The 20930-nt window shown below is 45.5% G+C and carries 20 protein-coding genes and 1 riboswitch; of the genes, 11 read left to right on the forward strand and 9 right to left on the reverse strand.

Going from position 1 to position 20930, the window contains the following annotated elements; translation table 11 throughout:
- The first annotated feature begins 51 nt into the window (after positions 1-51).
- The 3 genes from nhaC (at position 52) to ACWNM1_RS03835 (ending at position 3742) form a co-directional block, all read left to right on the forward strand.
- Positions 52-1539 carry a Na+/H+ antiporter NhaC gene (nhaC, locus tag ACWNM1_RS03825; RefSeq protein WP_449599950.1) on the forward strand — a complete coding sequence of 496 codons (1488 nt, stop codon included), beginning with the start codon at positions 52-54 and terminating at the stop codon, positions 1537-1539.
- 14 nt (positions 1540-1553) lie between these two features.
- The gene (locus ACWNM1_RS03830; protein WP_449599951.1) at positions 1554-1943 is read left to right on the forward strand and encodes a RidA family protein; all 390 of its coding nucleotides are present in this window, start codon (positions 1554-1556) and stop codon (positions 1941-1943) included.
- Positions 1944-2191: 248 nt separating this feature from the next.
- Complete coding sequence (locus tag ACWNM1_RS03835; protein WP_449599952.1) at positions 2192-3742, forward strand: flavocytochrome c; 1551 nt, start codon at positions 2192-2194, stop codon at positions 3740-3742.
- 79 nt (positions 3743-3821) lie between these two features.
- On the opposite strand, the gene ACWNM1_RS03840 is transcribed toward ACWNM1_RS03835, so the two are convergent.
- The 6 genes from ACWNM1_RS03840 to ACWNM1_RS03865 form a co-directional block, all read right to left on the reverse strand.
- Positions 3822-4676: an ABC transporter ATP-binding protein gene (locus ACWNM1_RS03840; RefSeq protein ID WP_449599953.1), complete on the reverse strand. Its 855-nt coding sequence runs from the start codon at positions 4674-4676 to the stop codon at positions 3822-3824.
- 16 nt (positions 4677-4692) lie between these two features.
- The gene (locus ACWNM1_RS03845; protein ID WP_076300092.1) at positions 4693-5454 is read right to left on the reverse strand and encodes an ABC transporter permease; all 762 of its coding nucleotides are present in this window, start codon (positions 5452-5454) and stop codon (positions 4693-4695) included.
- Positions 5451-5744 (reverse strand): thiamine-binding protein, encoded by a 294-nt coding sequence (locus ACWNM1_RS03850; RefSeq protein WP_036682688.1) that lies wholly within the window; start codon positions 5742-5744, stop codon positions 5451-5453. The genes ACWNM1_RS03845 and ACWNM1_RS03850 overlap by 4 nt, the downstream gene beginning before the upstream one ends.
- Before the next feature lie 114 nt (positions 5745-5858).
- Positions 5859-6908: an ABC transporter substrate-binding protein gene (locus tag ACWNM1_RS03855; RefSeq protein WP_449599954.1), complete on the reverse strand. Its 1050-nt coding sequence runs from the start codon at positions 6906-6908 to the stop codon at positions 5859-5861.
- Between the two features lie 160 nt (positions 6909-7068).
- Positions 7069-7179, reverse strand: a riboswitch (TPP riboswitch).
- A gap of 149 nt (positions 7180-7328) precedes the next feature.
- Positions 7329-8780, reverse strand: coding sequence for a hypothetical protein (locus tag ACWNM1_RS03860; protein ID WP_449599955.1), 1452 nt, complete (start codon positions 8778-8780; stop codon positions 7329-7331).
- Positions 8781-8860: 80 nt separating this feature from the next.
- Positions 8861-10075: an MFS transporter gene (locus ACWNM1_RS03865; protein WP_449599956.1), complete on the reverse strand. Its 1215-nt coding sequence runs from the start codon at positions 10073-10075 to the stop codon at positions 8861-8863.
- A 161-nt stretch (positions 10076-10236) separates the two neighbouring features.
- Here ACWNM1_RS03865 and ACWNM1_RS03870 point away from each other — a divergent pair, with 161 nt between their 5' ends.
- The 7 genes from ACWNM1_RS03870 (at position 10237) to ACWNM1_RS03900 (ending at position 15807) form a co-directional block, all read left to right on the forward strand.
- Positions 10237-10656, forward strand: a complete 420-nt coding sequence (locus tag ACWNM1_RS03870) for a pyridoxamine 5'-phosphate oxidase family protein (protein ID WP_449599957.1) — start codon at positions 10237-10239, stop codon at positions 10654-10656.
- Between the two features lie 148 nt (positions 10657-10804).
- Entirely contained in the window at positions 10805-11479 is a 675-nt protein-coding gene (locus tag ACWNM1_RS03875; protein WP_449599958.1) for a response regulator transcription factor, read from the forward strand.
- Entirely contained in the window at positions 11476-12900 is a 1425-nt protein-coding gene (locus ACWNM1_RS03880) for a histidine kinase dimerization/phospho-acceptor domain-containing protein (RefSeq protein ID WP_449599959.1), read from the forward strand. Before ACWNM1_RS03875 ends, ACWNM1_RS03880 begins: the two co-directional genes overlap by 4 nt.
- 70 nt (positions 12901-12970) lie before the next feature.
- Positions 12971-13882: an ABC transporter ATP-binding protein gene (locus tag ACWNM1_RS03885; protein WP_449599960.1), complete on the forward strand. Its 912-nt coding sequence runs from the start codon at positions 12971-12973 to the stop codon at positions 13880-13882.
- Positions 13879-14595: an ABC transporter permease gene (locus ACWNM1_RS03890; protein WP_449599961.1), complete on the forward strand. Its 717-nt coding sequence runs from the start codon at positions 13879-13881 to the stop codon at positions 14593-14595. The genes ACWNM1_RS03885 and ACWNM1_RS03890 overlap by 4 nt, the downstream gene beginning before the upstream one ends.
- A 2-nt stretch (positions 14596-14597) precedes the next feature.
- The gene (locus ACWNM1_RS03895) at positions 14598-15332 is read left to right on the forward strand and encodes an ABC transporter permease (RefSeq protein WP_449599962.1); all 735 of its coding nucleotides are present in this window, start codon (positions 14598-14600) and stop codon (positions 15330-15332) included.
- A gap of 109 nt (positions 15333-15441) precedes the next feature.
- The gene (locus ACWNM1_RS03900) at positions 15442-15807 is read left to right on the forward strand and encodes an ArsR/SmtB family transcription factor (RefSeq protein ID WP_094869696.1); all 366 of its coding nucleotides are present in this window, start codon (positions 15442-15444) and stop codon (positions 15805-15807) included.
- Positions 15808-15863: 56 nt separating this feature from the next.
- On the opposite strand, the gene ACWNM1_RS03905 is transcribed toward ACWNM1_RS03900, so the two are convergent.
- Positions 15864-16625 carry a CPBP family intramembrane glutamic endopeptidase gene (locus tag ACWNM1_RS03905; protein ID WP_449599963.1) on the reverse strand — a complete coding sequence of 254 codons (762 nt, stop codon included), beginning with the start codon at positions 16623-16625 and terminating at the stop codon, positions 15864-15866.
- Between the two features lie 232 nt (positions 16626-16857).
- On the opposite strand from ACWNM1_RS03905, the gene ACWNM1_RS03910 reads away from it, so the two are divergent.
- Entirely contained in the window at positions 16858-19104 is a 2247-nt protein-coding gene (locus ACWNM1_RS03910) for a heavy metal translocating P-type ATPase (RefSeq protein WP_449599964.1), read from the forward strand.
- 71 nt (positions 19105-19175) lie between these two features.
- Here ACWNM1_RS03910 and ACWNM1_RS03915 read toward each other — a convergent pair whose 3' ends face one another.
- Together ACWNM1_RS03915 and ACWNM1_RS03920 are read right to left on the reverse strand one after the other, a co-directional pair.
- A complete protein-coding gene (locus tag ACWNM1_RS03915) occupies positions 19176-20138 on the reverse strand; it encodes an L-lactate dehydrogenase (RefSeq protein WP_449599965.1) in 963 nt (320 codons plus the stop codon).
- 172 nt (positions 20139-20310) lie between these two features.
- On the reverse strand, positions 20311-20811 hold the full coding sequence (locus ACWNM1_RS03920; RefSeq protein WP_449599966.1) for a CcdC family protein: 501 nt from the start codon (positions 20809-20811) through the stop codon (positions 20311-20313).
- Between the last annotated feature and the right edge of the window lie 119 nt (positions 20812-20930).

Consider the following 20930-nt stretch of genomic DNA (forward strand, 5'->3'; position numbering starts at 1 on the left):
AAGACCTCATTAGTAGCCTTTCTCAGATCCGTATCAAGGGGGAAAATAATCATGTCCAAATCAGAAACACCAAAAGTCAAGAAACAGCCGACGATGTTCTTAGCACTATTACCGATTATTACGATGATTGTGCTACTTAGTTTAGGGTATGTGTTGTATGAATTACCGCCAGAACCACTTATTATTACCTCTGCGGTTGTTGCTGGTATTATCGCGATTATTCTTGGTTATAGCTACAACGACATACTAGAATCTATCGCTGGTAAGATCGCGAAAACGATGCCTGCCATTCTTATTCTGATTATGGTTGGTTTTATGATTGGGGCATGGATGGTTGGCGGAACGATCCCGATGATGATTTTTTATGGATTGAAAATCATTAGTCCACAATTCCTGCTTATTACCGCATTTATGGCGACAGCTGCCGTTTCGCTTTGTACGGGCACATCTTGGGGATCAGCGGGAACGATCGGAGTTGCATTTATGGGCGTTGGTGCGGGTATGGATGCGAACCTAGCGGCAGTGGCTGGTGCTGTTGTTGCAGGTGCTTATTTTGGCGATAAATTGTCACCGCTTTCAGACACGACAAATATTGCTGCATTAGCAACAGGTGTCAATCTATATGAACATATTGGACATTTACTATATACCACACTTCCATCCTTTATCGTTGCAAGCGTTGTCTTTATTATCACAGGCCTAAACACAGATGCCGCGGGTGCTGTTATTCCGGAAAAGGTTGGAACGATCATGGGATCATTGGATACCATTTACGACTTTAATCTGCTGCTCTTAGTACCTGTATTAATCATCTTGTATGGTTCGATTACGAAGAAACCGACAATACCGGTCATGCTGATCTCTTCTATGTTCGCTATGGCCAACGCACTTATATTTCAGGGCTTTACGTTGAATGATGTCGTATCATCTGTTGTTAATGGTTTTAATATTTCTATGGTTCACGTAGCTGGATTTGATTCTGCCAACGTTATTGAAGATGTACCCCGTCTCCTAAATCGTGGCGGAATGAACTCCATGATGGGGACACTTCTCATTTGCTTCTGTGCAATCACGTTCGCTGGAACCATATCTCTGACGAAGTCCTTGGAATTGATTGTTAATAAGCTTTTGAAGTTCGTTCATTCCACAGGTTCAATGATCGTAGCAACCATTGTTACAGGTCTTACGATGATCGGAGTTACAAGTAATGGTCAGGTATCCATCTTAATGCCAGGGGAAATGCTGCGTGAAGCATATATCCGTCGGGGCTTGCATCCGAAGAACTTGGGACGTACCATCGAGGATTCAGCGGCGATTACCGAGCCTATTCTGCCTTGGACAGCTGCAGGTGCTTATATGGCGGGAACGCTGGGTGTTGCAACGCTAGATTATTTACCTTGGGCTGTTCTCTGTTGGACAGGAATAATCTTTGCGACGATATGGGGCTTCACGGGATTCGGTATCGCGAAGTTAACACCAGAGCAACAGGCAGAAATGCTAAAGGAATATGACGGTAACACTAATGAACAAGCTGGATAAAGGAGTCTTTTAAAATGACAAATATGCATAAAGAAACTGTAAAAACAACGGATGCACCAGGTGCAATTGGGCCTTACTCTCAAGCTGTAAAGCTTGGGAACGTCTTATATACTTCAGGACAACTCGGACTAGACCCGGTTAATGGGACTTTTCCTGCTACGGTCGAGGAACAGACGGAACGGTCGTTGCTGAATGTCAAAGCCATACTGGAAGCGGCGGGTACAAGCATGGACCAGGTAATAAAGACGACCGTTTTCCTAAAGGATATGAATGATTTTCTTAAGGTGAATGAGATTTATGGAAGATTCTTTGCTCAGCCATACCCTGCTCGCAGCGCTGTTGAAGTAGCACGTCTGCCTAAGGACGGGCTCGTAGAAATTGAAGTTATAGCTTATATACCATAAGTAAGGGCAGACAGTTCGTACGACCCAAACTGGTGTTGTAAACGTTGATTAGAAAATAAGGTAGGAGACCGCCCTGGATAGGGCGGTTTTCTTTGTGTAGTAAGCTGATGAGGATTTTTATGGAAATTTAAATGAAAATATTCATGAAAATGTAACAGTAATCATAACTAATTACAAAAATACCTTCACAAAACATCGACTTTGCGTTATTATAAATGTGAAAACATTCACAAAGGGGCGTTATAAAGATGAAGAAGACAACAAGTACTGCTCTCATTCTCATTCTCTCTGTCATGCTCGTAATCGCAGGCTGCGGTAACAGTAATAGCAACAGCGCAGGTAATAGTAATGGAAACGAGAACAAAAGTAAGGTAAATGAGACGGCCAAAAATGATAAAGCTGAAGCCGTATCAGGCGCATCAGAAGCTAGTTACACACCACTGGATCAATTAAAAGATAATTATGATATCGTTATTGTTGGTGCTGGTGGCGCAGGAATGTCGGCTGCACTGGAAGCTAAGGCCAAAGGCTTGAACCCTGTTATTTTAGAAAAAATGCCGGTTGCAGGTGGGAATACAAGTAAATCCTCCTCAGGAATGAACGCTTCCCAAACGAAATTTCAAAAAGAGCAAAGCATTGAAGATAGCAATGATAAGTTTTATGAAGAGACCTTAAAGGGCGGCCATGACACGAACGATAAAGAGATGCTTCGTTTCTTCGTTGACAATTCCGCAAGTGCAATCGATTGGTTGGATTCGATCGGAATTAAGCTGAACAATATTACGATCACAGGCGGCATGAGCGAAAAACGTACCCATCGTCCAGAAGACGGCTCTGCGGTAGGCCAATACCTTGTCAAAGGATTGGTTAGAAACGTACAAGAAAAAGAAATTCCACTGTTTGTGAACGCGGATGTTAAAGAAATTACTCAAAAAGACGGTAAGGCTAACGGCGTCAAAGTACTCTTTAACCAAGCTGATGAAAAAACCATTACAGCGAAGGCAGTTGTTGTAACAACAGGTGGTTTTGGATCCAACATGGATATGATATCAAAAGTTAGACCTGATCTGGAAGGATACGTAACGACTAACCAAATCGGCAGTACCGGCGACGGCATCAAGATGATTGAGGCACTTGGCGGAACCACCGTTGATATGGATCAAATCCAGGTTCACCCAACAGTTCAACAAGAAAAATCTTATCTGATCGGGGAAGCTGTACGCGGCGAAGGTTCTATCCTCGTGAATAGCGAAGGCACACGGTTCGTAAACGAATTGACTACACGTGATAAAGTTACCGAAGCGATCAATACACTTCCTGAAAAAGCGGCAACGCTTGTCTTTGATTCCGGCGTCAAATCACGTGTGAAAGCAATTGAACAATATGACAAAATGGGCTTCGTGATCCAAGCGGATACCATCGAAGCATTGGCGAAAGAAATCGGTGTGCCAGCCGATAAGCTAAAAGCGACACTTGATACTTGGAACAGCGCGGTAAAGAACAAGAACGATGCTGAATTCGGCAGAACAACAGGAATGGACAACGATTTGTCCGCGGGTCCTTACTACGCTATTAAGATCGCCCCAGGGATTCATTACACCATGGGCGGCGTGAAGATCAATACGAACACAGAAGTATTAAATAAAGACGGCGCTGCTATTCCTGGCCTGTATGCGGCTGGTGAAGTTACAGGTGGATTACACGGTCAAAACCGGATCGGCGGTAACTCTGTAGCAGAAATCATTATTTTCGGCCGTCAAGCAGGGATTAAATCTGCTGAGTTTGTACAAGCACAATAAGATATAAACAGCATATTTTGGTTACAACAAAAGAACCGCTTGGGCTAATAGAAGCCCGAGCGGTTCTTTGTTTTGATCTCTATTTAGAAGGCTGTTTTTCATTCTTAGCTTGTTCTTCTCGCATCCACTGTGACAGCTGGCGTTTGAGTTTAAGGAATTCCGGGGAATCCGTAATCTCATCGCGGCGTGGCCGTGAAAATGGCACGTCAACAGTATGTAGGATGGAGCCGGGACGACCCGAGAATACATAAATACGATTCGAGAGCAGCAACGCTTCTTCGATGTTATGGGTAATGAATAGCACGGAGCGGCGATTCTCCTCCCACAGCTCCAGCAACCAGCGCTGCATTTCACTGCGAGTTAGTGCATCCAGTGCGCTGAAAGGTTCATCGAGCAGCATCAACTCCTGCGGAGCCAGCAATGCTCTGAGAAAAGCAGCACGCTGCTGCATCCCACCAGACAGCATATGCGGATAAGCCTGTTCGAATCCATTCAAGCCAACCTTGGCGAGCCACTGGCGCGCTTCTTCACGAGCTCCATCCTGCAGAGCACCTTTGATTTCTCTGGCTAGCAGTACATTATCTTCAATCGTTCGCCAAGGAAAAAGCGCAGGCTGCTGCGGCATATAACTGATTTCACCACGTTGACCTGTAACGACCTTACCGTTCATGAGGATCGTTCCTGCATCAGGCTTCACTAGTCCGCCGATCATATGGAATAAGGTGCTTTTTCCACAGCCGGAAGGACCGACGATTGAAACGAACTCTTGCTGTTCTACCTTAAGAGAAACGTTGTTCAGCACGTTCGTCTCGCGGCGACGATGGGTGAAGGACTTGGAGATGCCGCTTACTTCAAGAGCAGGTGGTGCAGTATGAGCTTCAGGAGAGCTTATGATTTCAGTTGTTCTTTGCTCTATTTGCGTCGCTTGAGACATCCAGGCATCTTCCTTTCTATGAGTTACGGCGCGGTTTCCAGCGAACTAACCATTTTTCGAGCAAGGCGATAATCGCAAAAAGCACAAGACTAAGGAGCACAATAATAACAATAGCGACAAACATCCGATCCGTACGGTAAGCTGATTTTTGCAGGAGCATATAATAGCCAATCCCTTTATCCGCGCCAATCCACTCAGCGACCACGGCTCCCATAACCGCATAAGTAGCTGATATTTTCACGCCGGAAAATAGTGCCGGGATAGAAGAGGGAAGCTCCAGCTTGGTGAAGATTTGCCACTTGCTTGCGCCCGCCATTTTCATATAATTCATCATGACTTGATCACTTTGAGACAAGCCGCCCATTGCAGCGACAGCAACCGGGAAGAAGCATACCAGTGTAATCAGCACGATTTTGGGCAAAAGGCCGAAGCCAAACCAGATGATAAGCAGTGGTCCGAGTGCGATAGAGGGAACATTTTGACTCAGAATAATGAGTGGATAAAAAGCTCGTCTAGCCCAAGGTAAAAGATGCAAAAGTAGAGCGACGATCAAGCCTACACCTGTACCAATAGGAAAACCGATTAATGTGAGTCGGAGCGTAGCCATCGTATGAGCCCAGAGACCTGAGGCATTACTGGTGGATTCGCGTGCAATATCAGCAGGACTCGGCAGAATCCAGGATTCGATATGGAATAGAGAAACAGATAACTGCCATACGGTTAAAAAGAAGACGACCGCCACAAGGGGCGGCCATATTAGCTTCCAGGTCGATCTCACGGCCGATATTTCTCCGTCAATTTATCCATGCTGATTCCGTTAGGGTTATGAGCGATTTTGATTTGGGAGATCACGCTTGGACTACCTGCTTCGATCAGCGCCTCCTGCATTTGACGCACAACCTCCAGTAGTTCGCTTAGCTCACCCTCCATAGTAGTTTCCAGAGGATTCACCTGATGTTTAACGCCGGATTTTTGAATAACTTCAATTGCTTTATCTACGTAGGGGATGGAGTCCTCATTGTTTGGAGTCTTAGGAATTACTTGAATGCTTAATAATGTATTAGCCACAATAATCAATCCTCTCAATTTGTATAGGTAAGTTCAAAAAGCCAACTTTGATAACGAAGTATTTTCAGGAAGTAGATTCGGCGTCGAATCTTGAACGAACTTGGGAAGTCCGGTCTACTCCGCCGGTAAAAAATCATTCGTGAATGCACTAGCTGCATCCAGCGGTTTGTCCAGCAGCTTCAAATCATACATCCAGTCGCCGTAATTCTGCCAGACCTCGGTTTTTTGCTCTCCCCAGCGTGGGGCGTCGTCCTTATATTTCGGGCTAAGCCATTTTTGGCTAGCTAGGACAAGCTCTGCATCAAGGTCAGGCACAGCCTTGGATAATGTAGCGGCAGCCTCTTCTGGATGATCAATCGCATATTGATAACCCTTCGATGTGGCTTTCAGGAAAGCCTTCACCAAATCTGGATTCTCAGAAATCTGCTTCTCACTCGTGGTCAGCACAGGGGTGTAATAATCGAGCTGAGGCGCATAATCCTTCAAGTAGAGCATATCCAGAGGCTCACCACGCAGTTCGGCTTCAATACCGGTCCAAGCGTAGAAGATCCAAGCGAAATCAATGTCACGTTTGACTGCGGTAAAATAGTCAGCTTCACCAATACTGATTAGCTTCACCTTTTTCACATCGCCACCAACAGGGTCCATGATCGCCTTCATGGCTGCTTCTTCAGCAGGAGAGCCCCAACCGCCGTAGGTTTTACCCTCAAAATCTTTTGGTGATTTAATATTGCGGTCTACTGGAGCGGCGAATCCCGAAGTATTATGCTGAATAATGGCTGCAATCGAGACAAGGGGAACGCCTTGTAGACGGGCTAGAGTCAATCCTTCCTGAGCGCTGATCCCAAAAGCGGCTTCGCCAGAGGTAACCATAGTATCAGAACCCGCTGCGCCAGGTTGAACGATTTCTACATCCAGACCTTCTTCCGCGTAATAACCAAGATCCTTGGCTACGTATAGACCGGTGTGGTTCGTATTCGGTGTCCAATCCAGTGCAACCTTAACTTTGGTAAGCTCTTTCGGAGCTTTTGATCCGGTCGCTGTATTCGAATCCGCAGCATTTCCTTTGTTTCCGGCTGTATTCCCATTGTTGCTGCCGCATCCGGCAATTGCAAGAATGAGCATACAGGTGAGGCTAAGCATAAGTGCTTTTTTGAGTTGCATGTCTTCTTCTCTCCTTTAAGGTTGCCAGATCCCGTCATCCAACATGAACCATAAAGTGTAGTATGTACATATCTTCTACATCTTTTGTGATCTACACAAAAAAAGCGCCCCGAGTGATCGGGACGCTGGCTTGGCGCAAGGTTAGTAAAGGTCACAGGGACCAAAACCATTTGGCGATTCCTACGCTGGCATTATCCAGATCAGGTATAAGGGTCAGTATCTTGTGGGATACAATCTCAGCCGGCCAATTCCAGCACCCCTGGTTCTATGAAGTTAACGGGTATTTCTCGCTTAAACGCTAATCGTCTTTATAAGCACGCTGAAGGCGTTTATGCTTGCATACGGTGTATTATAGACGGCTGTTCTCGGAATGTCTAGTAGCACGCTCCTAAATTTTTCAAATCTCTCCGTCCGTTTTCATTAATCCAGATCTTTATGTTTCTTGCGATGACGCCGCTTAAGCTCAGTAACCAGAGCACCTAGCGTAAGGACAACACTGATCATTATCCCGCTCATAATCACAAAGAGAGCAAGAAACTCAAAGGGGGAATAGCTAACCATTTTACTCCATTGAATCTTTCCATCCAGATCGTCAATGACTTGATTCATGCCATAAATCCCACTTACCACCGTAAATACAGTGAGGATCATCAGCAGATTATCCCGGCGCTTCGACTGGAATTTATCTTGATACTGAAACAGGTCAGTCAAGGTTTCTTTTACTTCCTCGAACAGAGCGTCGTTCCCGTATACTTTACGCAGCTGAAGAAAAATCTCCCGTCCTTGCGACTGTGAAATTAGCTCTAAGAAATAAAACTTTGCCGAGAATTTATTAATCGAGTAGATTAAATTATCGATCTCATCATAATCGTGGTTTATGCGTAGTCGGGAATGCATATTTGCCAGCTTTAGCAGAACAATTTTGTGGAAAATATTGAGTAGAAATCCGTAATAATATTGCCCGTACATCTGGTTGGCCAGGCTAACGGCGATCTTTGATTCAGCTCGGGTTAGACAGCAAAAGGTCTGCTCATTCATCATATAATACGTGTCTGGGCCCCATCGATTATAGGAATGCTCATGACAGTAGTTCGCAATATACGCTGGATCGCTGGCACTGGCATAGGCCTTCCCGTTTAGATCAATTCCATCAAGCTGAGAGGCGCGATAGCGCAAATTTATACTAATCTCATCAGAATCTCCTTCACTCTGAAAGCCATAAAAGGCTTGTACCTGCATTCTTTCATCTACGAAAAAGGGAAGGGTCTCGAAATAAGCCCCATTGATATCCGAGTGATCCAGAAAAGGCTCCAGTCCATCCACCAGATTTCGGAAGACAAAATCCTCTACCATCTCATAGGTCTGTTCCCCGCAATGGATATAGGTGTAGTCATCCTGTACAAAGGTATTCTCAAGCGTCCGGAAGCGGTCCGCGAATTCCAGTGCAATACTAAAGGGAATCGAATCCCCCTCAAGCTGGACACGTATCGTCACAAATCCAAGCTGAAAAGGACATATGAATATATCCGTCGAGAGAATTTTAAAAAATATAGACTGCTGAGGAATCTCTAGAATACAGTCCAGATTATTGACTCTGGAAAAGCGGCAGAAAGAGTCTACATCCTTCTTGCGTGGAAAAAGAATATGTGCAGCAAACGGTAAATAGGTGCGCTCCATCCGTTCATGGGAAACACAGTGGCCTTCTCCGTAAAAGGCATTTTCTAACTCTTTATTATCCAGAAAAAAACGTGTGAAGCCATCATCCTGCAATTGTTGGATAAGCTTCTTAGAATCGCCCTTTTTTATTGAAAAGGGAAAAATAAACTGCATAAGCGCAGTATGTAATAAAGGCTCAGTTGAAAGCTTATCCATTCATCGTCCATCCTTGTGCTCAGAATATGCTTATAGATGACATTACCCTAAAAGGATTAGGTTGATACCATTTTAACATTCTAAATACTGGAACTCTTTCTTTGCACTGCTTGTCTGGATTGGAATCTCCATGCGGCAATGCTCAGCAAGAACAAGAAGGCGGCAAAACCGGCAAGTAACCCAGCAGTTTGTGCCACTTTTAGATGGTCCATAGACCAGCCCATGAATAGGGGCAGCAGAGCTCCACCGACACCTCCAGCAGCGATCATTATGCTGGGTGTTGATTCTTCGGCTCCTGGCAGCATCTTGCTGGAGAAGACTAGAGCAATGGAGAAAATACCGGACATAAATAACCCAAGTAGCATAAGTACGATGAATGCAGCTAACCGATTTTCTGTGAACGGAAAAAGAGCCAGCAGTAACAAGGTCAGTAAACAGCTACTTAAAATGTATACACGGTAAGAAATTTTCTCTGCAATCACTCCAGCAAACAATCTTCCCGTAGACATAGCTAGCCAAAAGAAAGTAACTGTCAGCGCCGCCGCAGATTCTGTCATCCCTAGCTTGGCGATAAAGATGGCGGGCATAAAGTTGACCAGACTCATCTCCGTACCTACATAAAGAAAGAAGAAAAGGATGAAGATGCACAGCAGAATCCATTGTTTCCCTTTATACGGAAGCTGTGTGCTGGACTGCGAGGAATGTGCGGATGCTGAGACTTTGCTAGGTGCTCGCTCGTCCAGTATGCGCTGCAGATTCCCAAAATGGCCTCTTCCCCAGAGAATGAGGGAAAGTAATGAGAAGCCAGCGACAATTAGGAATGCCAATCTCCATGCTCCGGTAGCAATGAGCGGACTGGCGATAAGAGGCATTACAAGTGCTCCTATCCCAAATAGGACTTCAAGTCGGCTCATCGCGATCGCGGTTCCTTCTGTCACAGCTCCGATAATGATGGTGCCGATGACGGCTTCGATCATACCGAAACCAAAGCCAGCCGCAACAGCAATGACATACATCCACTCCCAAGGGGGTAGAAAAGCATACGCAATCTCAGCAGTCAGGAGAAGAGCGGTGGCGATAATGATCCCTCCTCGTTTCCCAAAACGGCGATTGAGTAGGGGAGAGACAAGCACACCAGCCAGAAAACCAGCAAATTGACTAAAGATTAATTGCCCGCCGGCACTATAATTTTGGTCATAATGCTGTAGCAGAACGGGAAGAATAGATCCCAGCACTACATGAGCAAGGCCAATGACAAAGTAGGAAAGACAGCCGATCCAGATCAGTTTTTTCACGAAGTAAGCCCCTTATATTGAAAGTAGTTTATGGAGTAAGGTCGGATTCAATGTGAACCGGAAGGGTACATTATAATAAGCACCATTGTTATGATAAATCCAAACGGTGAGCTTGGATATATAAACTTTTGTTTACATGCTTGAAGGGAGAGATTTACGTAATGGATAACAAACAACTGGAGCAACTCATTATTAGAGCATTGGATGACAACAAGTTTGGTTCCTTTGGTACGATCGAAGAAGGAAATAAGCCAAAAGTACGTTACATGGCCATTTTCCATGAGGGTTTGAAGATTTATTTAGCTACGAATCGCAAAACTCATAAGGTGGAGGAATTATCGAATAATCCGAATGCTTTTTTGCTGCTTGGATATGAGTCAGGCGGAAGCAAAGAGGTGCTGGAGATTGAAGCCACCGTTGCCGTTTCTAAGGATGAAGGGATGCGCACAAAGGTGTGGAACGAAGAGCTGGAGCCATGGTTTACAGGGCCTGATGACCCTAATTATGTGATTCTAGAACTTACTCCAACGCGTATTGAGTATGTTGGCAGTAATAAAGAGCACGGCGTGTGGACTCCCTAAACCAATTTAAAATCGATTCCGAAAGCCTTCCTATCCCCCACGGGTTTAGGAGGGCTTTTTTAAAAGATAAGTCCCTGAGTGTCCTGTTAAAACATGTTATAATGACTTCAACTTTTTACGTAATTTCTCAGGGGAGGACTTAAAATACATGACCGTTACTCTGTTATATATTGAAGATGATTATGAAATCGGCAGCATCGTGTCTACGGATTTAAGTGAGCGTGGTTATATTGTACGTTGGCTGCGGAGCGGGGAGGGAGCGGCGGAGGAAGCAGCGCCTTGTCAATTGGCCATTCTGGATGTAATGCTTCCGGGCCTGGATGGTTTCACTGTCGGACAACGCTTGAAGCGGGCGTACCCTAAGCTTCCGATCTTGATGCTCTCCGCGCGAACTTCCATTGATGATAAACTGCAGGGACTTGAGTTTGCGGATGATTATTTGACCAAGCCTTTTCATCCCGATGAATTGGCAGCCCGTATTGAGGTACTGCTTAGACGGAATGGAGCAGCAGTGCAGGATTCGCTCACGCTTAAGCACCTAGTCGTTTATGAAGGGGATAACCGAGTGATAAATGCTCAAACACAGGAAGAAATCATGCTTACGGGTAAGCAATTCCAGATTTTTTCTTATTTACTGCGTCATCTTGGCCAGATTATGACGAAGGAGCAGATTTATGAAGCCGTCTGGGGAGAAGCCTATCTCGAGGGGGATAAAACTTTAATGGTACATATACGATATTTGCGCGAAAAGTTAGAACTTGATCCGGGTAATCCGGAAATTATAGAAACGGTCCGGGGGATCGGATATCGGGTAAGAGCATGAGGGGTTTAGAGCGCATTCGCAAGCAGCGTAGCTCCTCTTTGCTATCGGGATATTTGCTTATTATCGTTTCTGCACTGCTTTTTATCCCTGTGGTCCTGCCGTTATCTTTCGTTCTTTACAATATGATTAATGAAGTGACCAAAGGGGCTCCACCTGTAGACACCTCTCTGTATTCGAGTGTTAAAGCGCTAGAGACCATGTGGCATAAAGAGGCACTTCAATTGGAAGATGCTTCTTCGGAAGGCATAAATGAGCGGCTACATGAACTGAGACGGAAATACACTGAGGCTACTATGTTTTGGGTAGATGGGGAGGGAATGACCCAGTTGATTCTCACACCTGATGAAAGCAATCCGCAACATGGCAGCGGAGTTCCGGAGCAGTGGACTGCGGCTGAGGCAATTTATTTTATGAAGGAAAGTACAAAGCGTGATCCTTTAGCCATCGTCGCCTTCATGGGAGACCGGGTGGATGCAGGCAAAGGGTTTATGGTAATGCAAATTCCAAACAAGCTGCTAAACAAAGGGGCTTATGGGGGAGTTGGGGCTTGGGCTTTATATTACTTTGTGCTCTTTGTACTTTTTGGAGGTTTCGCACTGGTTTCTTTGCTGTTCTTTAGAAAAATACGCAAGCGGCTACTACAGCTGCAAACCGCAATGACGATTACGGGACCGGATAGAATGCCTAAGTCTATCATGACGGGCAAGCTGGATGAGATTGGGAGACTGGAGGAAGCTTTTAACACGATGGTGGCGAAGCTTGACGAAAGTCGAAAGAGGGAAATCGAAGAGGAGGAGCTGCGTAAGCGTTTAGTATCCAACTTATCTCATGATTTACGTACACCGCTAACCGTGATCCGCAGCCACATTCATGTAATGACCAAGGAGAGTTTAACCCCGCAAGGACAACAGTCTTTAGAGCTTATGGATAAGCGTATAGCAGATCTTAGCGTCTTGATCGAGAATCTTTTATCCTACAATCTCCTCAACAGCGGACGAATCACTTTGAAGAAGGAGCGTAAAGATGTCTTGCGCTTGTTGCGGGAAAGTGCTGCTGCTTGGTACCCCGTATGGGAAAAAGAGAACTTCGAGATCGATATTGACCTGGAGGCTGATCCGCTGTTCTGGATGGTGGATGAGGTCTGGTTCCGCCGTATTCTTGATAATCTGTTTCAGAATATTGTACGTCATGCCCGCAGTGGTCTTTATGTAGGGATTTCTACGGAGTCCCGTAATGGGCAACATGTTATTTTGATTACGGATCACGGCAGAGGCATCCAGAGTCCATCCGATTACAAAGGGGCAGGATTAGGGCTGTCCATCGTGGATCTGTTAATGAAGCATATGGAGTTAGAGTGGGATATGGAGAGTACAGGAGATGGCACCTCTATTGTAATCTTCAATCCACGGGAAGAAATTTAAACAAAACTTAAACTTCGTGCCGCCTTGTTCTTAACCTTGGGACGTTATGCTAATTACCGAGGTGAGGAACATGAAAGAAACAGTGATTGAAACGAAGGATTTATTGAAAAAATACCGTGGCCGGGCTGCGGTGGAAAATTTAAATTTGAACATCCGCAAGGGAGAGATCTATGGCTTTCTTGGCCCAAACGGGGCAGGGAAAACAACAACAATTCGTATGCTGCTTGGACTGATCACTCCAACATCAGGAAGGATTGAAGTATTCGGCCAGGATCTTCGCAAGCATAAACTGCAAATTTTGCGGAAGGTAGGGTCGCTTGTCGAGTCTCCATCCTATTACGGGCACTTAAGCGCTGTGGATAATCTTGAAGCCATCCGGCGTATCCTTGGTGCTCCGAAGTCACGGATTGCTGAGGTGCTTGATATTGTTTCCTTAACAGGGGAAGAGAAACGTCCAGTTAAAGGGTTCTCCCTTGGGATGAAGCAGAGACTAGGTATTGCTGCTGCCTTGCTCGGGGAACCGGAGCTGCTTATTCTGGATGAGCCGACGAACGGACTTGACCCGTCAGGGATTCAGGAAATTCGCGGACTGATTAAACGATTGCCGCAGGAGCAAGGGATTACTGTCGTAGTATCCAGTCACTTGCTTAGTGAAATTGAGCAAATGGCGGATACCGTAGGGATCATTCGTCAAGGGCGAATGGTGTACCAAGATAGTATAACGAATCTGCAGCGGCAAGCCGGGGGAGAAATGCGGTTAGCAGTCTCGGACCCGGAGGCCGCGCTGCGTCTTGGTGAAGAACGGGGGTACACAGGGATACTTCAAGACCAAAAGCTAGTCTTCTCCCGGATGATCGATGCAAGAGTTGCCTTGCTAGTCAAAGCCTTGGTAGAGAATGGGCATGCTATTTATCGTGTAGAGGAGCGGAGACAATCACTTGAGGACTTCTTCCTGCAGGTTGTAGGAGGAGAGGAATCATGATGTGGCGGGCACTGTCGGCGGATTGGCTCAAAATCCGTGGCAAGGGACTCTGGTTTCTAGTGTTTCTTGGACCGCTTGGACTTGTAGCCATGCAAGGCTTGAACTTCGGGCTTCGTTATGATTATCTTCGCGAGCAGTATAGCGCGGATTTATGGGGTGGGCTTCTGAACAATGTGGCTGCATTTGTACCCATTGCTCTTTTTCTCGGAGGGACCTTAGTATGCTCGTTGATTGCAAATGTAGAACATCAGATGAGCTCGTGGAAGCAGCTCTTGGCGCTACCTATCTCACGTACCTCAGTATTTATGGCTAAGCTGGTGTTATGTCTGGTGCTAGTGGCGGTTTCTTGTTTACTGCTCTCGGTGGGTACAGTTGGTTTAGGGCTTGTTTTGGGCTTCGAGGTCGAACTGATTCCGTATTTGGATGTGTTACGAATTGGCTTTATGTCCTATATTGCAGCGTTGCCGGTTATCGCTTTGCAGCTGTGGCTTTCTCTGGCTAACCGTAATCAGACATTGCCAGTTGCTCTTGGAATAACCTTATCTTTGGTGTCTATCTTCTCCATGTTACTTTCGGAGTGGGTTCCTTTAACATGGCCATATATGGCTTGGGAATCTTCGCATCGTCTCTTATTTAGCGGTGCAGGGTTGCTGCTGGGGCTGCTGATTCTTTTGCCGGGTGCACTGCACTTCGCACGAAAGGATGTGGATTAACGATGAGTTCATTTTGGAGAGTGTTGTCGGCAGAACGATTAAAAATGTCTAAATCATATGTCTGGCTTTTAGTTATAGGCAGTCCGATTTTAGCATTACTTCCCGGGGCATTGGCAGATAATCAAGGGGAGAAGATGAGTTGGGAACTGTTGTTAAATGTGATGTCCATGATGCATGCCTTGCTGTTTCTACCTGTGCTCTCGGGTATTTTCGCAGCGCTGATCTGTCGTTATGAGCATCATGACGGGGGCTGGAAGATGTTACTGTCTCTACCTGTGACTCGGTTATCAGTGTACCTCTCAAAATATGTGATGATTATCGGATTGCTGGCTGCGGTTCAACTAACGTTCCTGGTGATGGTGCTGGGAATGGGTTTATTCCGAAATATTCCGGATTCAATCCCTTGGTCGCTGCTGCTTAGCTCGGTATTTGGCGGCTTTGTTGCCTGTCTGCCACTCGCTGCACTGCAGCTGGCTATCTCTCAAGGCTGGAGCAGTTTTGGCGCACCGCTGGCGCTGAATGTGAGTCTGACCATTCCTAATATGCTGATCGCCAATTCTTCAACCTATGGCCCCTATTATCCTTGGGTCCAACCGATGTTGGCTATGATGCCGTATGGTGATGACACGTTTGGGGCTTTTAATTTACCGTTCGAAACGTTGATGATGGTAGTGGGCGGTAGTTTTATTGTGTTTTTTGCGGCAGGACTACTCTCCTTTTATCGTAAAGCGGTCTGATTTACAGCGATTCTTATAAACGCCTTCTCCATGGACATCCAGAGCTGGTTTTCATATAATTGAGGAAAACAATCAGCAAAGCTGACTAGCTGGTGGAGGAGGCGATAGCATGGAGCCAACGGCATTAGAAGATTGCGATAACACATGCAAGGGTTCGGAGCTTGAACCGGAATCCATTGCATTGATTCTGCCTGACCGAGAAATAACGGATAAAATGGCAGAGATGTTCAAAGCGTTGGGTGATCCCACACGAGTGCGGCTCATTTACGCTTTGTCCCAGCAAGAACTATGTGTACACGATTTGTCCGTGATCCTTGATATGGGACAATCTGCGATATCCCATCAGCTCCGTTATTTACGGAATTTACGAATTGTGAAGCGTCGTAAAGAAGGGAAGACGGTATTCTATTCGCTCAACGATGCGCATGTAGAGCAGATTTTTCTGCAGACGCATGAACATGTCCGTCATGAATAGCTGTATTTTTCAAAAAAAGAGCGGTTCTCCGAATTTTGGAGAACCGCTCTTTTGCGTTAACTAGATTGATTTAGGTTGCTCGATAGGGTTGGTTTTCTAAAGGAAAATACTAGCCAGACACTTTGAGCAGTGAGCACCAGGAGAATGAGCAGATCGATTCCCATATATTCGCTCGTATTATCGTTTCCAACAAACTGAATCAGATTATGTACAAAATGAAACAATATCAGCGGAAGTATATTATTATTTTTCAGCATTAATAAAGAAAGCACGAAACCGATCAGAAGTGCATATACGAGCTGTAGAATGATTTGCGTCATGTCTGAACCGGATAAAGCATTAAGTAAATGGGTAATAGAGAAGAGTATGCTTGAAGTAATCACAGCCGTTTTAGCGCCCTTAGTGAGCAAAGTCTTGAAAATCAATCCGCGATAAATACTTTCTTCCACAAAGGCTACAAGCAGCGTGAAGAAGATAAGGAACAATACCTCAGAGGTACTGATCTCACGAAAACCTTTAAAGGAAATGGTGATCAGGATGACCACTAGAGGTGCATAATAGATCCAATTCCCTGAGGATATGGCATTTAGAGGACGGAAGCCGAGATTACTCCATTTGTTCTTAACTGTGAAGTAGATGATCAGTACAAGCGCGATTGGAATAAAGGAGATCAGTACTGGGGCGGTATACGAAAGCTCTTTAATCGTAGCGTAAGTCCCGGCGGCAGATAACGCCAAAAGTAACAGCACCTCAATTATAACAACGGTCCAAACAGGGTATTTCTGTGAAAAAGAAGACGTTTTGGCTAGCTTTGACATGGTCTACATTCATCCTTTCTTTCGTGTAATTTAGTTGCCAATTCATCTCGGGTGCGATCATACATGATTTACCATATTTTCACGAAAAGATCAATTTATTTAATTTTTATGAGAGCGGAGAAAAATGGTGTATATGACGTATTGACCTTAAAAAATAAAGGGAATATAATAGCAATAAGAAAACATATGAACAAGTGCTCATATATGGTTTTTATTTGAGGAGATGTGCCGTATGGATACGATGCAAGGAAAAGTAAAACGTCAGTGGGAATTAGAAGGCTTGGATTGCGCCAATTGCGCAATGAAAATTGAAGATAAAGTGAAGAAGATTGAAGGCGTATCGTCTTGCTCCGTTAATTTTGTTACGAAGACAATGACGATGGAAACCGCCGCAGGTTATGAGGAATCAGCGATTGTTGAAGCAAAGAAAACGGTGAAAGCACTTGAGCCCCATGTAAATGTAAGAGAGAAGATTCAGGGCAGTCGCAAGCTGCAGAATAACAGTAGTCATAAGCATGGAGAGGATCACAAACATGACCATGAACACGATCATCAGGCTGCAGACGGACATAAGCATGATGATGCGGATGGTCACAGCCATGGCCACAGCCACGAGCATGGGGAAGGTGATACCCGTAAGATTCTACTGCGGCTAGGTGGCGGTGGGATACTCGCGCTTGCCGGAATATTGTTACCGGTGGAGGGTATTGTAGAACTGCTGATTTTCTTAGCAGCCTATCTCATTGTGGGTAGTGAAGTTGTCTGGCAGGCGGTTAGGAACATTATCAGGGGTCAGGTATTTGATGAGAATTTCTTGATGGCTCTTGCAACCATCGGTGCTTTTGCGATTGGTGAGTATCCAGAGGGCGTAGCGGTTATGCTCTTTTACCAAATCGGAGAGTTGTTCCAAGGTCTGGCAGTAAACCGCTCACGCCGATCTATCACTGCACTTATGGATATCCGTCCCGAATTTGCTTACCTTAAGCTTGGAAATGATCTAAAACGAGTCTCCCCAGAGGAAGTAGCGATCGGTGATGTGATTGTTGTGAAACCGGGTGAGAAGGTACCTCTGGACGGAACTATCCTTGAGGGAAGCGCCATGATGGATACATCAGCACTTACCGGGGAATCTGTACCGCGTTCGGCTGGACCGGGAAGCACAGTATTAAGTGGGTTTATTAATCGGAACGGCGTTATTACGATGCAAGTTACACAGACCTTTGGTGAATCTGCCGTATCCAAAATTCTGGAGTTGGTACAGAATGCTTCAAGCAACAAAGCCAAAACAGAGAACTTTATTACTAAGTTTGCACGGGCTTACACACCTATAGTAGTGATCACAGCTGTCTTGCTAGCTATCGTTCCTCCGCTAGTGATTAGCGGGGCAACCTTTTCAGATTGGATTTACCGGGCGCTTGTATTCCTCGTAATCTCCTGTCCATGTGCGCTTGTGGTCTCGATTCCACTTGGTTTCTTCGGAGGGATTGGTGCAGCTTCACGCAGTGGTATTCTGATTAAAGGAAGCAACTATCTTGAAGCGTTGAATGATGTGAAAGTAGTTGTCTTTGATAAGACCGGAACGTTGACTAAGGGGCAATTTAAGGTTACAGGAATTTATCCGTCAGGTGGCAAGTCTAAGGATGAATTGCTGCAGACAGCTGCTTATGCGGAGAGCCATTCGAACCATCCGATTGCCGAATCGATTAGGGCGGCTTATGGAGAACAGATTTCTAAGGAAGCGATCTCGAATTACAACGAAATCTCCGGTCATGGAATCGAGGTTTCGATTGAAGGCAAGACCGTACTTGCAGGTAACGCGCGTCTGATGGAGCGAGAGGGCATAGCTTATGAGGTGCCAGCGCAAAACGGTACATTTGTTCACATCGCGGTGGATCATCAGTATGGGGGTTATCTGGTGATTGCTGATGAAGTGAAGGAGGACTCGCAGCAGGCTATTCAGAGCCTCAAGAAGCTTGGCATCCGTAAAACGGTGATGTTAACTGGCGATGCTTCTTCTGTAGCTGAAGATGTTGGGAAGCAGTTAGGTGTAGATGAGGTACACGCGGAGCTTTTGCCGCAGCATAAGGTAGAGGCCATCGAGAAGCTGGATCGTGAAAAGTCACATCGCGAGAAAATTATTTTTGTCGGTGATGGAATTAACGATACCCCAGTACTAGCTAGAGCAGATGTTGGGATCGCAATGGGCGGACTGGGCTCCGATGCTGCGATTGAAGCGGCAGATATTGTAATTATGACCGATGAACCTTCGAAGATTCCTGTTGCTATCGGAATTGCCAAGCGTACACGGATGATCGTATGGCAAAATATTATTTTCGCTTTAGGTGTTAAAGCTATATTTCTTATACTCGGCGCATTTGGGATTGCCACGATGTGGGAGGCTGTATTCTCAGATGTTGGGGTAACCGTGCTGGCTGTACTGAACAGTGTCCGAGCATTAAAGGTTAAAGATCAAGGATAAAAAAATCGCTCTTTAGGGTATTGGTGTTATCTACCGATCCCCAAAGAGCGATTTTTTCTGTTCGCAGGAAATTAAATGCTGTCTCCCAAGTGTAGACTCTCAATGCCTGAGCGAACAATGCTGCAGGAGGCGTTGAATTTCTCCGCTTCTCCGGTGTTTAGGTTAAGCTCCAGTAGTTCTTGAATTCCAGTGTTGCCAATAATGGCCGGTACGCCGGTACATACACCACTTTGCCCGTACTCTCCATCCAGAATTGCGGATACGGCAATGATCTTATGCTCATCATTCAGAATGGAACGAGTAATGTAAGCCAGTGCGCTGCCAATACCGAAATGTGTGGAGCCTTTTTTAGTGAATATCTCCCAGCCCGCATCTTTGGTCTTGCGGGAGATATCCTCCAGATCCAGATGCTGGAACCGCTCACGATGCTGATCCATAATTTGCAGGATGGGCTTACCGCCAATCGTCACATGTGACCAAGCTACAAACTGGGATTCACCATGTTCTCCAAGTGCGTAGCCGTTTACGCTGCGTGGATCGATGGAGAAAACATCAGATAGTAGTGTCTTTAGGCGCGAGGAGTCAATGGAGGTTCCTGTACCAATAATTCTGTGGCGAGGCAGCCCTGATATTTTCCATACCATATAAGTGACAATATCGACTGGATTAGCGGCGACTACGAATATTCCATCGAATCCCCCAGCCATAATGTTGGTAATAATTTCCCTAGTAATGACTGCAGAAGCTTCCAGGACGTCAAGTCTTGTCTGCCCTGCCTTTGGATTAGCGCCCGCGGTTAAGATAACTACATCCATTCCTGCGCAGTCGCTATGGGTTCCGGCATACACCTTGGTGCGTGTGCTTGTGAAATCCATGCAGTGTGAGAGATCAAGTGCTTGTGCCATAGCGCGGTCATAGGTGCGGTCGATCATCATGATCTCGTCGCAAATGGCCTGATTGACCATGGAGTAGGCGCAGCTGGAACCGACCATCCCGGCACCGACGATGGCAACTTTTCTTGATTTACTTTTCAATTGCCTTGACCTCGCTTTCTATTGTTAGGTATGCATATATTTTAACGTATCCCTCCACAAGTTACCTAACATCGGACACAGAAAAATGTTTTTTCCTACAAGGTATTCATCCACGTAAGAAGCCATCTCAATCGTATGAATTGAAATGGCTTCTTAAAATAACAATATATACTTATGACTGTAAGGACTGTGCCTCTGAGGAGGTCATAGCTTTATAACGTTTGTACATAAAGAATCTCCAATGAAGAATCATTCCGAAGGCTAAGATGAAGAATAACCCACCGGACTGAGGGATACTGACATAACTATTAATAAATTCATGAAGTAAGGTGCGAACTAAAAGGAGTCCGAGCAGAATGAAAGCAAAGCTCTTAGAACGCTGAGCATAAATTTGTCCATCCCGTTGTTCGAAGTTTGTGCTGCGCATTAGAGGATACGCGAAGATGAACCAGCCAATCAAAAAGGCGAGTGCTGCCCACCATAAAGGAAACCTAACTTCAGGTACAACGAACATGGCAAAGCCAGTCGACATCCCGAGAGGTGGAATCCATATTTTTCGAATGGTAACCGGACGTGCGCTAGCTTTTAGACGAATAAAAATAACCATTAGCGCCATGAGCAAGGCCCCTATAGTGGAGCCGATATGTAGGAGTGAGGGGTTAATGCTACCCATGATTCACGACCTCTCTATGATTTGAGTCACTTGTATCTTCATTATAACAGAAAAACGATGGCAGAACATTGAAGTGTAGCCGCTGTATGGAGGTAGTAGCTCCGTGAAAAGCACTGCAT

This window comes from Paenibacillus sp. Marseille-Q9583 (genome assembly GCF_976954365.1).